Source organism: Cupriavidus sp. GA3-3 (assembly GCF_000389805.1).
In the GTDB taxonomy this organism is placed as follows: Bacteria; Pseudomonadota; Gammaproteobacteria; order Burkholderiales; family Burkholderiaceae; genus Cupriavidus; species Cupriavidus necator_D.
Genome location: NZ_KB944462.1, coordinates 1 through 14,858 on the forward strand (window position 1 = coordinate 1; position 14,858 = coordinate 14,858).

A 14,858-nucleotide genomic window follows, 5' to 3' on the forward strand; every position below is an offset into this window, starting at 1 on the left:
CCAGCGCGGACTCGATCTCCATCGTCCCCATGCGGTGGCCCGACACGTTCAGCACGTCGTCGATGCGGCCCATGATGGTGAAGTAGCCGGTGTCCTTGTCGCGGATCGAGCCGTCGCCGGCCAGGTAGAGCTTGCCGCCGAGCTCTTCGGGGAAGTAGCTCTTCCTGAAGCGCTCCGGATCGCCCCAGATGGTGCGGATCATGGCCGGCCACGGACGCTTGACCACCAGGATGCCGCCGTTGCCGTTGGGCACGTCATGGCCGGTCTCGTCGACGATGGCGGCCATGATGCCCGGCAGCGGCAGCGTGCACGAACCCGGCACCAGCGGCGTCGCGCCCGGCAGCGGCGTGATCATGTGGCCGCCGGTCTCGGTCTGCCAGAAGGTGTCGACGATCGGGCAGCGCTCGTTGCCGATGTTCTTGTAGTACCACATCCAGGCTTCGGGGTTGATCGGCTCGCCCACGGTGCCGAGCAGGCGCAGGCTGGACAGGTCGTACTGTTTCGGGTGGATCTTCTCGTCGGCCTCGGCGGCCTTGATCAGCGAGCGGATCGCGGTCGGCGCGGTGTAGAAGATGCTGACCTTGTGGCGCGCGATCATGTCCCAGAAGCGGCCGGCGTTGGGGTAGGTCGGCACGCCTTCGAACACCACCTGGGTGGCGCCCGCGGCCAGCGGGCCGTAGGCAATATAGGTGTGGCCGGTGACCCAGCCGATGTCCGCGGTACACCAGAACAGGTCGTCGGGCTTGATGTCGAAGGTCCACTTCATTGTCATCAGCGCCCACAGCAGGTAGCCGCCGGTGCTGTGCTGCACGCCCTTGGGCTTGCCGGTGGAGCCGGAGGTGTAGAGCACGAACAGCGGGTGCTCGGCGCTCACCGGCTCGGCTTCGCAGGTATCCGGCTGGCCGGCGCTGACATCTTCCATCCAGCGGTCGCGGCCTTCGGTCCAGGCAACCTTGCCGCCGGTGCGGCGGTAGACGATCACGTTCCTGACGGCCTCGCAGCCGCCCAGCGCCAGCGCGTCATCGGCGATGGCCTTGAGCGGCAGCGCCTTGCCGCCGCGCATCTGCTCGTCGGCGGTGATCAGCGCCACCGCGCCCACGTCCACCAGCCGCTCCTGCAGCGACTTGGCCGAGAAGCCGCCGAACACCACCGAGTGCGTGGCGCCCAGGCGTGCGCAGGCCTGCATCGCGACCACGCCTTCGACCGACATCGGCATGTAGATCACCACGCGGTCGCCCTTCCTGATGCCGAGCGCCTTCAGGCCGTTGGCAAAGCGGCACACCTTGCCATGCAGCTCGCGGTAGGTGACGCGCGTCACGCTGCCGTCGTCGGCCTCGAACACGATCGCGACCTTGTCCGCATTGCCGTTCTGCAGATTGCGGTCCAGGCAGTTGTAAGAGGCGTTGAGCTCGCCGTCTTCGAACCACTTGTAGAACGGTGCGTTGCTTTGGTCCAGCACCTTGGTGAAGGGCTTGGTCCAGTGCAGCAGCTCGCGCGCGTGGCGCGCCCAGAAACCTTCATAGTCACGCTCGGCTTCGTCGCACAGCGCCTGGTAGACGTCCATGCCGGGGATCGCGGCCTTGGCGCTGGCGTGGCGGGATGGCGGGAACATCCGCCCTTCGTGCACAACGGATTGAATGCTTGTCATGAAAGCTCGGAAACAGGGATGCGGCGCAGGACAGCGCCGCCTGAAAACAAAGCAGCCGCCTGCTCAGGCGGCCAAATCCGGGGTGGCGGTGCCGGAGACCCCACCTGGCCCCGGCTACCGGAGACACCAGCAGAAACTACGCGCCGGGGCAGGCAGCGCAGGGACGAACTGCGCTGCCGCCCCCGGCGCACGGGCCACCGCCGCTTACCACGGCAGCGAATACGTCTTGGTATTGGTAAAGCTCTTCATCGCCTCCAGCACGCCTTCCTTGTAGCCCAGTCCGGAATCCTTGATGCCGCCGAACGGCGTCAGCTCCAGGCGATAGCCCGGCACCTCGCGCACATTGACGCTGCCGACCTTCAGCTCCCGCACGAAGCGCGTGATGTAGTCGAGCCGGTTGGTGCAGACCGACGACGACAGCCCGTACGCAGTGCCATTCGAGATGCGGATCGCATCTTCAATGTCCCTGAAGCGGATCACCGGCGACACCGGCCCGAAGGTCTCATGCCTGGCCACGGTCATTTCGGGATCGACATGATCGAGCACCGTCGGCGAGTACAGCGCACCGCGGCGGATATTGCCGTAGCGCAGCGTGGCCCCGGCGGCAATCGCTTCATTGACCACCGCCTCGAACTGGATCGCCGCGGCTTCGTCGATGACCGTGCCCATGTCCACCTTCGGGTCCATGGGGTCGCCATAGTTGAGCGCTTCGGTCTTCGCCACCAGCAGGTCGACAAAGCGGTCCGCCACCGACTCATGCACCAGCATGCGCTTGATCGCCGTGCAACGCTGCCCGGAGTTCTTGTACGAGCCGCTGGCGGCCAGCGTGGCGGCCTCTTCCAGGTCGGCGTCTTCCATCACGATGATCGGGTCATTGCCGCCCAGCTCCAGCACCTGGCGCTTGTAGGTGGCCGTGGCGGCGATGTACTTGCCGATCGGCACGCCGCCGGTGAAGGTCACCAGGTCCACGTCCGGGTGCGTCAGCATCTCGTCGGCGATCTCGCGCGGGTCGCCGGTGATGACCGACAGCATCTGCGGCGGCAGCCCGGCCTCATACAGGATATCGGCCAGCAGGTAGGCCGCCAGCGGCGTCTTCTCGCTGGGCTTGAGCACCATGCGATTGTTGGTGGCCACCGCCGGCGCCACCTTGTGGATCACCTGGTTCAACGGGTGGTTGAACGGCGTGATCGCGGTGATCACGCCCAGCAGCGGCTCGCGCAGCGTATAGACCTTGCGGCTCTTGCCGTGGTGGGTCAGGTCGCACGAGAACACCTGGCCGTCGTCGACCAGCGCCTGGTTGGCGGCAAACAGCAGCACGTCGGAGGCGCGGCCCACCTCGTACAGCGAATCCTTGCGGCACAGGCCGGATTCCAGCGTGATGGTGCGCGAGATCTCGTCCAGGCGCGAGGCGATGATCTCGCCGGCGCGCATCAGGATCTTGTAGCGTTCATAGCGCGTCAGCGTGGGCTGGTAGTCGCGCGCGATGCGGTAGGCGCGGCGCACTTCGTCGAGCGTGGCCTTCGGCACGGTGGCGATGACTTCGCCGGTGTACGGATAGGTCACCTCGATCACGTCTTCGCGGTAGATCTTCTCGCCGGCGATGCGCAGCGCTTCGTGGCGGATTTCGGCAATGGCTTGCAATGCGGTCATGAGCTTGCCCTCTCGGGTCTTGAGCAGTGTGTGGAAGGAGATGCAGCCGTCGCGGGCGGGCCGGCAAGGCGCCGGCCCGGCGCGCTCAGCGGCGGATGAAGGCCGCGATCACGGCGCTGATGATGCAGCTGGTTGCCACGATCGGGAACACCAGCGAGGTATTGCCGGACTGGTCCAGGATGCGGCCGATCAGGGGTTCGCCCAGGCCTGCGAGCAGGTACGAGAAGAAGTTCAGGATACCGGTGGCGGTGCCGGCCCGCTTGGCGCCGACCAGGTCCGGGCACAGCGCCCAGAAGGACGAGGCGGGGCCGTACACGAAGAAGCCGGCAAGGAACAGCGCGACGATCGCGCCCATGCCCGTGGGCAGCTGGTACATGATCATCGAGGCAATCGCACCCAGCACCATGTAGAGCATGATGGCCTTGCTGCGGCTGGAGCCGAACAGGCGGTCGGAAATCCAGCCGTTGGACAGCGCGCCGAAGGCCATGCCCACCGGCAGCGCCACCGAGATCCAGGCCGGGTCGATCAGGGTCTCGGCGCTCTTCCAGTTCTTGCCCAGGAAGTGGACCGGCACCCAGACGATCAGGCCATAGCGCGCGGCATTCTGGAAACCGATCGACAGGCCCGCGATCAGAAGCCGCGGGTTGCGCAGCACGGCCTTGTAGCGCGACCAGGAGCTTTCGCCGGCATCGGTCTCGACTGCGGTGGCCTTCTCCGCACCCTCGGCCTTGGCAACGCCGGTATCGGGCGACTTGAAGCCAAGGTCTTCCGGCCGCTCGCGCACGATCAGGAAGAAGGTGATGCCGCCCACCAGCATCAGCAGCACCGGCAGGCGGAAGATCCAGCGCCAGTCCAGGTGCAGGATATTCACGACCACGATCGAGGTGACGAACGACAGCACCGAGGCGCAGCCGGCCGCGAACACGTAGAAGCCGTAGACTTTGCCGCGCTCTTCGGCGCCCCACCAGTTCGACAGCAGCCGGCTGCCGGGCGCCCAGCCAAGGGCCTGGAAGTAGCCGTTGATGCCCCAGGGAATCGCCAGGCTCTTGAAGCCGACGGCGAAGCTGACCACCCAGTTGGCCGCGCACGACAGGATCGCGCCGGCGGTCATCACGCGGCGGCCGCCGAACTTGTCACCCAGGTTGCCGTTGATGGCCTGCCCGATGGCGTAGCACCACAGCAGGCAGGTGGAGGCCCAGCCCAGCGCTTCCTTGGAAAACCCGAATTCCTGCTGGATGCCGGGAATGGCGAAGCCAAAGGTCTGCCGCCCCGTGTAGAAGAAGAAGTAGCAGAACATCGCGGCCAGCAGCATGCGCCACTGGGCGCGCCGGAACGAATGCTCGGCCGGAGCGACGAACGCCCCTGCCTGGATGCGATCGGCAGTTTCCATTTTTGTCTCCTCTTGTATTGTCGGCCCGTATTGCGGGCTCGTGTTGGCCGGCTGCACCCGTCGGCCGGGGGTCGTGCTACTAGGCCGGCACAGCGCCGATGAAGTTCTTGCCCCGGGCGCCGTCCAGCGCACGCGCGATCATGGCGCCGGCCTCGTCGTCGGAGACGCCGTAGTCGGCAAACTCGGTCTTCACGCCCAGGTCCTGCAGGAAGGCGCGCAGCCGCTGCTGCCCGTCGCCCAGCACCGGCCCGAACAGCCGCTGCAGCGTGCGGTCGCGGTCGGGCCGGCGTGCCCACGCCTTTTCAAGCACCATCGGCAGCGTGAACGAGCACGCGATGCCGTGCGGAAGGCCATGGCGCAGCGTCATTTCGTAGGAGATGGAGTGCGCAAGTGCCGTCTTGGTATTGGAGAACGCCAGTCCGGCCTTGAGGGCGGCCAGCGCCATGCGCTCACGCAGGCCAATGTCGTCCAGGTTGCGCACCAGATCCGGCAAGGTGTCGAAGATGTCCTCCACCGCCGAAATCGCGAAGGTGTCGGAAACCGGGTTGGCGTTGACGTTCCAGATCGATTCCAGCGCATGGGACAGGGCATCGAGCCCGGTGGAGATCGTGGTGCCCCGCGGCACCGACATCATCAGCTCCGCATCCACGATGGCCGCTTCGGGCCAGGTTGCCTGCAGGTGAAGCGAGTACTTCTTCTGGTTCGCGGCGTCCCAGATGGTGGCCCAGGGCGTCACTTCGCTGCCGGTGCCGGCAGTCGTCGGCACCGCGATCAGCGGCTTGACCTGCGCCGGCGTGAACGCCTTGCCGGTCGCCAGCAGGCTGATCAGCGAATCGAACCGGCCCGACCTGGTCCCTACCATCAACGCCTTGGCGGTATCGATCGCGCTGCCGCCACCGACCGCAACGATGGCGTCGCAGGCGTCGGCGTCTTCCCAGAAGCGGTTGTACAGGCCGGACAACTGGGCGACATCCGGGTTCGGCTGCACGTCTTCGATCAGCCCGGCAAGGTCTGCGCCCAGCAGGGCTTCAAGCCGCGCCACCAGTCCCAGCGCACGCGCTTCGGGAAAGGTCACGACGACGACGCGCCGGCCGTGCAGCAGGGCCGGGAGCCGGTCAAGGCTGCCAGCCCCGCAATGGATCGACACGGGGTTGTGGTAGGCATGGTTCATGGGGTCTCCTCACTTCTTTTCTGGGTAGCCTGGGCGGCGGCTTGAGCCGCGTTTCCTGGTGGCTGAAGTTTGGGAGACGCCAAACCCCCGGTCCAATCGCATCTTTGACGGCGAGGTGCGCCAAAACCGATGGATCGCCGGCACGCTGCCGGCCTCGGGGAAACCCTGTACGCAACGGCACGCGTCTGTGGGAGACTCGCCGCACACGCCGCGCAGAACGGCGGCCAGCTCCCATCGAGACCCCATGTTCCACCAGTACTACAAGTCGATCCGCTGCTTCCATGCGGTCGCCCGGACGGGCGGCTTCACTGCCGCGGCGCAATACCTGCATATCGGGCAGCCGACCGTGACCGACCAGGTCAAGGCGCTGGAGACGCGCTTCGGCGTGGAGCTGTTCCTGCGCGCAGGCCGCACCGTGCGCCTGACCGACACCGGCGAGCGGCTCTACGCCATCACCCAGGGCTTGTTCGGGCAGGAAGCAGAGGCCATGCAGTTCCTGCAGAGCGCGCACAAGCTCAAGACCGGGCTGGTGCGCGTGGGCGCGGTGTCGCCGCCGATCGCGCTGGGGCTGGCGCGTAGTTTCCGTTCCACCCATGCTTCGCTGGAACTGACGGTCACCATCGGCTCGGAAGCCTCGGTGCTGCGCGGCCTGCAGGATTTCGATATCGACGTCGGCATCCTGGCCGAGCCCGATCCGGTCGATGGCCTGCATATCGCGCCGTATCGGAGAGAGCGCATCGTTGCCGTGATGCCGGCCGGCCATCCGCTGGCCGCGCGCGCTTCGATCACGGTGCAGGAGGTCGCCGGCGAAGCCGTGATCCTGCGCGAGCCGGGCTCGAAGACCCGGCTCCGGGTTGAACGCGCGTGCGCACAGCATGGCGTGGCGCTGAACTGCGTGATGGAGATCAACAGCCGCGAGGCCATCCTGCATGCAGTGGCCAATGGCATGGGCATCAGCTTCGTCACGCAGATCGAATGCATCCCGCTGCCGGGCCTGCAGGTGGTGCCGGTCGACGAGCCGCTGCTGTCGATCGATTACTCGCTGTGCTGCCTGGAGGTGCGCAAGGAGCGGCCGCTGATTGCGGCGCTGTTCGCGGTCGCGCTGGGCTAGTGTCCTGTTCCGCGGATAGCTTGCCAACGTGAAATCGTCCAGTTGGTCGTCAGGCTAGGCGCGAGGAGGCGCCATAGCCGTAGCTATGGCAACGACGAGCAGCGACGCATGGCGGCCAACTGGGCGATTTCATGGCAAGGTATCTGCGGAACAGGACACTAGTACCCCGCCGTCATCCGCCCCAACCTGCCTGCACAAGCGTAGCCACGCCCACGCCGACCAGGACGGCCCCGGTAAGCCGTACCGCAAGCCTGGCCACGCGCGCACCTGCCGGCATCCATCGTTCGAGCGTCATCGCCAACATCACCGCTGCCATCACGCGCAGGTCCATCACGCCCATGACGAGCAATGCCGCGGTCAGGCCCGCACAGCACCGGGTGCAGTGCAGGCCCAGCCGCAGGCCATGGCGCCACGCCAAGCCGGCATCCGCCGGCAGTGCGCGCGTGCGGCCCGCTGCGTTGGTGCAGCAGGCAAGCTGCCGTGCTTTCCACGGGGTGAACTGCAGCACGCCTGCCATCACCAAGACCACCGCCGTGGCGAGCGGAACCGCGCGCGCCAGGCCCTGCGCCTGCACGGCTATCGCCGCCAGCGCAGCGCCAACCGGGAAAACGGCGAGGCCCACCATGCCCCACACGAAGAAGTAGCCGGCGCCCGCCAATACTGTCGACATGCCCGGGCGCACCTGCCCTGCCGTCGCCAGGGCCTGGCGGTAGCGCCACAGCATCGGTGCCAGTGAGGGCAGCATCATCGGCACCATCATGGCGATCCACATGCCGAGGAAGGCCATTGCCGTGCGGGCCCAGGTCTGGCCGCACATCCGCATCCACGCCATCGACATGGTCCAGCCGCCGGGCATCGGCATCGCGCTCATCGCCGGCATGGATGCATGCCAGGCGAGTGTCGCCGCCCCGCCGGCGATGAATAGCACGGCCACGATGCCAAAGAAGGCAAGGCGCGGGCCGGCGCCGCGTGAGCGCGCCAGCCTGTGCGTGGTGAGTACGATGGACATGGAATGCCTCAGCCCTGCTCGTATTCATCGTGCCGGCGCCACCAGACCCCGGCCTCGTTGCGTCCGCGCGGTGCGCGATCCAGCCACTGGTACATGCCCCACAGGCCATCCAGCCCGCGCGCATAGGTGGAATAGGTGTGGTACACAACGCCATCTTCCAGCGCGAAGGCGCTCATGCCCGGCCGGTCGCGCTGGTACGTTGCGGCATCGGTGCCGCACATGGCAGCAAACTGGGCCTCGGCCGCTGCGCCGCCGGCCTCCAGTTCAGGTCGCCAGGCGAATGCCGCCTCGCGCCGGTAGTTGTAGTCGATATCGCCCTGGCGTTGTTGCGCTTCGCTGAACCAGACGTTGAAGTCCGTGTTGAAGTCGCTGCCCTGCGACGATGCCCACGGGAAGGTCCAGCCCATGCGCCGCTGGTACGCCTGCAATTTCGCCAACGGTGCCCGCGACACCGCGGCCAGCGTGACGTCGTGATGCGCCAGGTGGACGGCAAAGCCGTCAAACCCGTCCGCAATCGCGGAGCAGGACGGGCACCCTGCCTGGTAGTCCGGGCCGAACATGAAGTGGTAGACCAGCAGTTGCGAACGTCCCTGGAACAAGTCTGCCAGCGAGGCGCTGCCCGCCGCGGTCTCGAACCGGTAGGGCTTGTCGATTCGAACCCACGGCAAGGCCTGGCGCTGCCGTGCCAGTTCATCGCTGCGTCGGGTGAGATCCTTCTCGGCCTCGAGCAGTTCACGCCGCGCGGCCAGCCATGCTTCACGGGTTCCGGTGCTGTGTGTGGTCATCGTGCATCCCTCCGTTGGTTGGTGTTCGTGTGCTAGATTAGGCGCCGGCTTCCAACGGTGGGAGTGACAAGTGTGGCGGGATTTCTGGCGGGATTCGGATGGACTCACGCATTGCCGCCGCGGCGCTCGCGCTTGCCGCGGGTGATCCGCTTGGCGCGCTGAACCGGGTTGCCCTGCGCGACGATCCGCCGGCGCTGGCGTTGCGCGGCATCGCCATGGCGCAACTGGGCGACTTTATCCGCGCCCGGGCACTGTTGCGCAGCGCGGCGCGCGCCTTCGGTCCGCGCGAAGCCGTAGCGCGCGCCAGGTGCGTGGTGGCCGAAACGGAAATCGCCTTTGCCTCGCGCGACCTGGGCTGGCCGGCAAAGACGCTGGACCGTGCGCGCGCCACCCTTGAAGCGCACGGCGACTGGGTCAACGCCGCCCATGCGCGGTATCTCGCGATCCGGCGGCTGCTGCTGATCGGCCGCATCGACGACGCCGAGCAGGCGCTTGCCGGGCTTGACCCCACTCCCTTCCCGCCCGCATTGCGCACAACCCATGCCCTGATCGTGGCGGGCATCGCGATGCGGCGCGTGCAGACCCGGCCGGCGCGCACCGCGCTGGCACAGGCCGCGCACGCGGCGCAGCGCGCCGGCATTCCATCCTTGCGCGCCGAGGTCGAAAGCGCGGCCCAGGCGCTGCACAGCCCCGCGGCACGCCGCATCGCGCGCGGCGAGGAACGGCCGCTGCTGCTTGAGGAAGTCGAAGCGCTGCTGGCATCGAAAGCGCTGGTCGTGGACGCGTGCCGCTATGCCGTGCGCTGCGCAGGCACCACGGTCCCGCTCGCCAGGCGGCCGGTGTTGTTCACGCTGGCGCGCGCGCTGGCCGAGGCCTGGCCCGCCGACGTGCCCCGGGACACGCTGATCGCGCACGCCTTCCGCACCAGGCACGCCGATGCATCGCACCGCGCGCGGCTGCGTGTCGAGATCGGGCGGCTGCGCGCGGTGCTTGGCGCATTTGCCGGCGTCACGGCAAGCGGGCGCGGCTTCGCGCTGGTGCCGCACCGCGCGCGCGAGGTGGTGGTGCTGGCGCGGCCGGTGGAAGAGAAGCACGCGGCAGTGCTCGCCTTGCTGGCCGATGGCGAGTCATGGTCCAGCTCCGCTCTCGCGCTGGCGCTGGGTGCCAGCCAGCGCTCGGTGCAGCGGGCACTGGAAACGCTGGCGGCAGCCGGCAAGATCCAGTCCCTTGGCCACGGGCGTGCGCGCCGCTGGATGACGCCGCCGGTGCCGGGATTCACGACGACCTTGTTACTCCCCTCGCCGCTGCCGGTTGACTAGCATGTAGCCATCCCCAAACCAAAAGGATGACAGCATGAAACGATCACAAGCCGAAGTGCTTCGCGAGTATGGTCCCTTCCCCGGCGTCGAGAACGTCCACGGTGTCAGCTATGACGGCCAGCGGGTCTGGTTTGCCAGCGGAGACAAGCTCAATGCCCTGGACCCGGTCACCGGCAGGACGCTGCGCTCGCTCGATGTCGCCGCCCATGCCGGTACTGCTTTCGACGGCCAGCACCTGTACCAGATTGCCGAGGACCGGATCCAGAAGATCGATCCGCAAAGCGGCCGCGTGCTGGCGACGATCCCCGCGCCGGGCGGCGGCGGCGACTCGGGGCTTGCCTGGGCCGAAGGCACGTTGTGGGTGGGCCAGTACCGGGAGCGGAAGATCCACCAGGTCGATCCGCAGACCGGTGCGATCCTGCGCACCATCACGTCCGACCGCTTTGTCACCGGCGTCACCTGGGTCGATGCCGAGCTCTGGCACGGCACCTGGGAAGGTGACCAGAGCGAGCTGCGGCACATCGACCCGCAATCGGGCGCGGTGCTGGAATCGGTCACCATGCCGGCCGGCGCGAGCGTGTCGGGGCTGGAGTCCGATGGCGGCGACCAGTTCTTCTGCGGCGGCGGCAACAGCGGCAAAATCCGTGCGGTGCGCCGGCCCCGGCCAGCCGGGAAGCGCCCCGCCGGCGGCGCGGGCAAGTAGCCGGCATTCACCCTGAGCGGACTCGTTTTCACTATTCCTTACAGACAAAGGCGCTGCCACCATCTATTCTCCTGTCGCAAACGGAATCCCCCACAACAAGGAGAATGCGATGAAATCCGCTCTGGCCCTTCTGGTCGCCTGCAGCGCACTGCTGGGTGGCTGCGTGGTAGCCCCTTATGACACCTACGGCAGCGGCCCCCAAGGCTGCCCGCCGGGGCAGGCAAAGAAGGGCAACTGCCGCGTCGACCCGTACGGCAACGAGTCCTTCTGCCCGCCGGGACAAGCCAAGAAAGGCCGCTGCTGAGCCAGCGCCCGGCGCCGCACTGACCGGCCGGCCCCGCCTGCCCCCGGCACCAGCCGGTGTTGCACGGGCCGGCCTGGCGGACGGAGAATGGCCGGATGCGGGCATCTCGTCCGCAGGAGAGCGCCATGCAATCACGCACGCCATCCCGGTGTATCGGCGAACTGTGCGTCGCCGCTGTCGTGCTCGGCTCGCTCGGAGCCTGTGCGACCTTGCAGCCGGAACAGACCGGCAAGCAAATGATCGGCAGCCCGGAAAGTGCCGTACGCAGTACATTCGGATCCCCCACCGAGACCTACCGCCTCGCCGACGGCACCAGCCGCTGGATCTGGTCGCGCCAGCCCCTTGGCCATCAGGTCTATGCCGCCGATTTCGACGCCGGCGGCAAGCTCACCAACTATCGCCAGATGCTGACCGAGACGGAGATCTACCGCGCCCAGGTCGGGACCTGGACCAAGAAGGACGTGCAGGAGCACTTTGGCCTGCCGCGCGAGCCCATCCAGTACTACCCCCTGATGAAGCGTGAAGCCTGGTCCTGGCGCATGTACAAGGATGGCTTGCAGACCGCGCATTTCAGCTGCTACTTCGATGATGCCGGCGTGCTGCGCCAGACCATGATCATCGTCGACCCGCTCGGCGGCGACGCGCGCCACTCGCGCTGAAGCGACGCCAGCGAGGCAGCCGGTGCCATTGCCGGCAGCAGGGACTCCCCGGTCCACGGGCTCTTTTGCGCGCAGAATGGTGGCGATGCGGCAAGCGCCGCCAACCCTCCATGCGGAAAACAAACGTGACCACTGCGATCCTGCTCGAGAACATCCACCAGAGCGCCAATGCCCGGCTGGCTGAAGCCGGCCTGCAGGTCGAGCGCCGCACCGGCGCCCTGGCCGGTGCCGAACTGCGCCAGGTGCTGGCCAGCCACGACGTTGTCGGCATCCGCTCTGCCACCCACCTGCGCGCCGACGACATCCGCAGCGCGCCCGAGCTGCTCTCGATTGGCTGCTTCTGCATCGGCACCTCGCAGGTGGACCTGGAAGCCGCCACCACGGCCGGGATCCCGGTGTTCAACGCGCCCTTCTCCAACACCCGCTCGGTGGCCGAGCTGGTGGTGTCGGAAGCGGTGATGCTGCTGCGCCGGATTCCGGAGAAGAACACCCTGGCACACGCCGGCAAGTGGGCCAAGGGCGCCGCCGGCGCGTTCGAGGCGCGCGGCAAGACCATCGCCATCGTCGGCTACGGCAATATCGGCTCGCAGGTGGGCGTGCTGGCCGAATCGATGGGCATGCGCGTGGTCTACTACGACGTGCTGGCGCGGCTCTCGCACGGTTCCGCGCGCGCCGCGGGATCGCTGGAAGAGGCGGTGTCGCAGGCCGAAGTGGTGACCCTGCATGTGCCAGCCACGCCGCGCACGCGCAATATGATCGATGCGCGCATCCTGGCCGCCTGCAAGCCGGGCGCGATCCTGATCAATGCCTCGCGCGGCAGCGTGGTGGACATCGCCGCGCTGGCCGCGGCGCTGCGCGAGAAGCGCCTGGGCGGCGCCGCCATCGACGTGTTCCCGGAGGAGCCGAAGACCAACAACGATCCTTTCGTCAGCGAACTGCAGAACATGCCCAACGTACTGCTGACCCCGCACGTGGGCGGCAGCACCGAAGAGGCGCAGGAGAATATCGGCACCGAAGTGGCGGCCAAGCTGGCGCACTTCCTGGCCACCGGCGGCACCATCGGCGCCGTCAACTTCCCCGAGGTCGATCCCGGCCCGCTGCACGCGCCGGCGCGGCTGCTCAATGTGCACGGCAACGCGCCGGGCGCCCTGGCGGCACTGAACACGCTGCTGGCGCAGGAAGGCGTGAATATCACCGGCCAGCACCTGCAGACGCGCGGCCACACCGGCTATGTGGTCACCGACCTCGACCGCGTGCCGTCAGACCAGCTGATGCAGGCGCTGCGCACCCATGCAGGCTTTGCCCGCTCGCGGCTGATCCTGCGATAGGGCAGCGGCCGTCCCCAGGCTCAATTGTCGCAGAAGTGTCATAACTCTTAAGAATGTTCTGAAACCGTCGCTATGATGAATATGGCCCACGCGCGGATCCGTGGGCCTGCACTGTGCCGGTTCTCAGAGGCGCCCTGTCTCGGCGCCACGCTAACAATAAGAGAGAGGGGTAGTCATGAAAACGGTCGAACTCAGCAGGAAGGCCGCCGGCGTTGCCGGCCGGCTGGTCGCAGTGGGCGTTCTGGCAGCCGCGGGTATCGGCACCGCTGCCGCGCATACCGGCACCATTACGTTCCTTGGGGGAATCTCGTACCCGTCCTGCGGCTTCCGTCCGTCCGCCGGACAGTTGCAGGCGAGCTGCCAGCAGCCGTCGGGGCAGATCGTCTCGGCGCCGTTGCCGTTGTCGCCTGCCCGGATGACCGGGCAAGCCCGCATCGGCGTGGCAAGGCTGGACGTCGAGCCCGCCCGTGCCGGGCAACGCGGCACGCCGGACACGTACGTGGTGGTAGTGACCTACCAGTAAACGCGCGGCAGGCAGGCGCCCGCACCAGCCGGCCCTGCCTGCCGCCATGCCCTGCCGGGGCCGCGTCAGTCCAGGCGGATATTGGACGCCCGGATCGCTTCAGCCCAGTAGGTCTGCTCCACCTTCACGACATCGGCAAACGCCGCGGGCGAGCTTCCCTTGACGATGATGCCGAGATCGACCAGCCGTGTGTGCAGCTCGGGGTTGGCCAGCACGCGGTTGACGTCGGCGGACACCTTGTCGACCACGGCGCGCGGCGTCGCCGCCGGCGCGAACAGGCCCAGCCAGCCCTGGCGCTCCAGCCCGGGCACGCCCGCCTCCTGGAAGGTCGGCACCTCCGGCAGCAGCGGCGAGCGCGACTGCCCGGCCACGGCGACCACCTTGAGCTTGCCGGCGCGCGCATGCGTGCGCGCGGTGACCGCGGCCACGATGCCGGCGGGCAGTTGTCCGCCAAGCAGGTCGTTGACCAGCGGGCCCTCGCCCTTGTAGGGCACGTGGGTCAGTTCAACCCTGGCGTTGCGGCCGAAGACCTCCATCTGCAGATGCCCGCTGGAACCCAGCCCGTAGCTGCCATACGGCAGCGGCTTGCCCAGCTTGCGGATGTAGTCGATCAGTTGCTTCACGTTGGCCGCCGGCACGTCGGGCTGCACCACCAGCGCCAGGTTGGAGGTCGCCAGCTCAGAGATCGGCGCGAAGTCACGCACTGCGTTGTAGTTTGCCTTGCTGTACAGCAGCGGCGCCTGGACCAGGCCGGTCAGCGCGAACAACAGCGTATAGCCGTCCGGCTCTGCCTTGGCCACCATGTCCGCGCCGATCATGCCGCCGGCACCCGGCCGGTTGTCCACCACCACGGCCTTGCCCCATGCCTTGGCCAGGCCGTCCGCGACCATGCGCGCGACCACGTCGCCGGTCCCGCCCGCGGCGTATGGCATCACGACGCGCACCGTGCGTGCCGGGAAATCCACCCCCGCACCACCCTGCGCGCGCGCACCCAGCCCAACCCCTGCCAGCGCCGCACCCGCGACGCCCAGACCCATTTGCTGCAGAACCCTGCGCCTGCCTTGCTGCATACCTTGTCTCCTGTGTCTCGTCTCCGGCAGCCGGCCTCTTGCCGTGCCGGCATCCCGCCGTGTCATACCCGGCCAGCCTCTGCGGGCTGCTGCCGGAAGCGCGTGCGGGTCAATGTAGGAGGCTCGGGCACCGCTGTCGTCCATCGAAGGGAGGAAATTCGGCAAGCCGGCAGAATCGTCCAAACGAA

General features: G+C 67.7%; 14 protein-coding genes. 7 read left to right on the forward strand and 7 right to left on the reverse strand.

Going from position 1 to position 14,858, the window contains the following annotated elements; translation table 11 throughout:
• From acs to psrA, 4 genes are all read right to left on the reverse strand, one after another.
• On the reverse strand, window positions 1-1,648 hold a 1,648-nt coding region (gene acs, locus C265_RS05560), incomplete at its 3' end, for an acetate--CoA ligase (protein WP_037023718.1).
• A gap of 204 nt (window positions 1,649-1,852) precedes the next feature.
• Complete coding sequence (phnY, locus tag C265_RS05565) at window positions 1,853-3,298, reverse strand: phosphonoacetaldehyde dehydrogenase (protein ID WP_010813478.1); 1,446 nt, start codon at window positions 3,296-3,298, stop codon at window positions 1,853-1,855.
• An 85-nt stretch (window positions 3,299-3,383) separates the two neighbouring features.
• Window positions 3,384-4,688, reverse strand: coding sequence for an MFS transporter (locus tag C265_RS05570; protein ID WP_010813479.1), 1,305 nt, complete (start codon window positions 4,686-4,688; stop codon window positions 3,384-3,386).
• 79 nt (window positions 4,689-4,767) lie between these two features.
• Window positions 4,768-5,859 (reverse strand): iron-containing alcohol dehydrogenase PsrA, encoded by a 1,092-nt coding sequence (psrA, locus tag C265_RS05575; RefSeq protein WP_010813480.1) that lies wholly within the window; start codon window positions 5,857-5,859, stop codon window positions 4,768-4,770.
• 244 nt (window positions 5,860-6,103) lie between these two features.
• Between psrA and C265_RS05580 the strand changes: the two genes are divergently transcribed.
• A complete protein-coding gene (locus C265_RS05580; protein ID WP_010813481.1) occupies window positions 6,104-6,970 on the forward strand; it encodes a LysR substrate-binding domain-containing protein in 867 nt (288 codons plus the stop codon).
• Between the two features lie 172 nt (window positions 6,971-7,142).
• Here C265_RS05580 and C265_RS05585 read toward each other — a convergent pair whose 3' ends face one another.
• Both C265_RS05585 and C265_RS05590 read right to left on the reverse strand, forming a co-directional pair.
• A complete protein-coding gene (locus tag C265_RS05585; RefSeq protein ID WP_010813482.1) occupies window positions 7,143-7,979 on the reverse strand; it encodes a DUF2182 domain-containing protein in 837 nt (278 codons plus the stop codon).
• An 8-nt stretch (window positions 7,980-7,987) separates the two neighbouring features.
• The gene (locus C265_RS05590) at window positions 7,988-8,764 is read right to left on the reverse strand and encodes a DUF899 domain-containing protein (protein ID WP_010813483.1); all 777 of its coding nucleotides are present in this window, start codon (window positions 8,762-8,764) and stop codon (window positions 7,988-7,990) included.
• A 98-nt stretch (window positions 8,765-8,862) separates the two neighbouring features.
• Between C265_RS05590 and C265_RS05595 the strand changes: the two genes are divergently transcribed.
• The 6 genes from C265_RS05595 (at window position 8,863) to C265_RS05620 (ending at window position 13,600) form a co-directional block, all read left to right on the forward strand.
• Complete coding sequence (locus C265_RS05595) at window positions 8,863-10,083, forward strand: hypothetical protein (RefSeq protein WP_010813484.1); 1,221 nt, start codon at window positions 8,863-8,865, stop codon at window positions 10,081-10,083.
• A gap of 34 nt (window positions 10,084-10,117) precedes the next feature.
• Window positions 10,118-10,786, forward strand: a complete 669-nt coding sequence (locus C265_RS05600; protein ID WP_010813485.1) for a hypothetical protein — start codon at window positions 10,118-10,120, stop codon at window positions 10,784-10,786.
• Between the two features lie 109 nt (window positions 10,787-10,895).
• Window positions 10,896-11,090, forward strand: coding sequence for a lipoprotein (locus tag C265_RS05605; RefSeq protein ID WP_010813486.1), 195 nt, complete (start codon window positions 10,896-10,898; stop codon window positions 11,088-11,090).
• A gap of 125 nt (window positions 11,091-11,215) precedes the next feature.
• A complete protein-coding gene (locus C265_RS05610; protein ID WP_010813487.1) occupies window positions 11,216-11,749 on the forward strand; it encodes a hypothetical protein in 534 nt (177 codons plus the stop codon).
• A gap of 110 nt (window positions 11,750-11,859) precedes the next feature.
• Complete coding sequence (gene serA, locus C265_RS05615) at window positions 11,860-13,077, forward strand: phosphoglycerate dehydrogenase (RefSeq protein WP_011616822.1); 1,218 nt, start codon at window positions 11,860-11,862, stop codon at window positions 13,075-13,077.
• Window positions 13,078-13,252: 175 nt separating this feature from the next.
• Window positions 13,253-13,600, forward strand: a complete 348-nt coding sequence (locus C265_RS05620; RefSeq protein ID WP_010813489.1) for a hypothetical protein — start codon at window positions 13,253-13,255, stop codon at window positions 13,598-13,600.
• 65 nt (window positions 13,601-13,665) lie between these two features.
• Here C265_RS05620 and C265_RS05625 read toward each other — a convergent pair whose 3' ends face one another.
• Window positions 13,666-14,670: a tripartite tricarboxylate transporter substrate binding protein gene (locus tag C265_RS05625; RefSeq protein WP_010813490.1), complete on the reverse strand. Its 1,005-nt coding sequence runs from the start codon at window positions 14,668-14,670 to the stop codon at window positions 13,666-13,668.
• Between the last annotated feature and the right edge of the window lie 188 nt (window positions 14,671-14,858).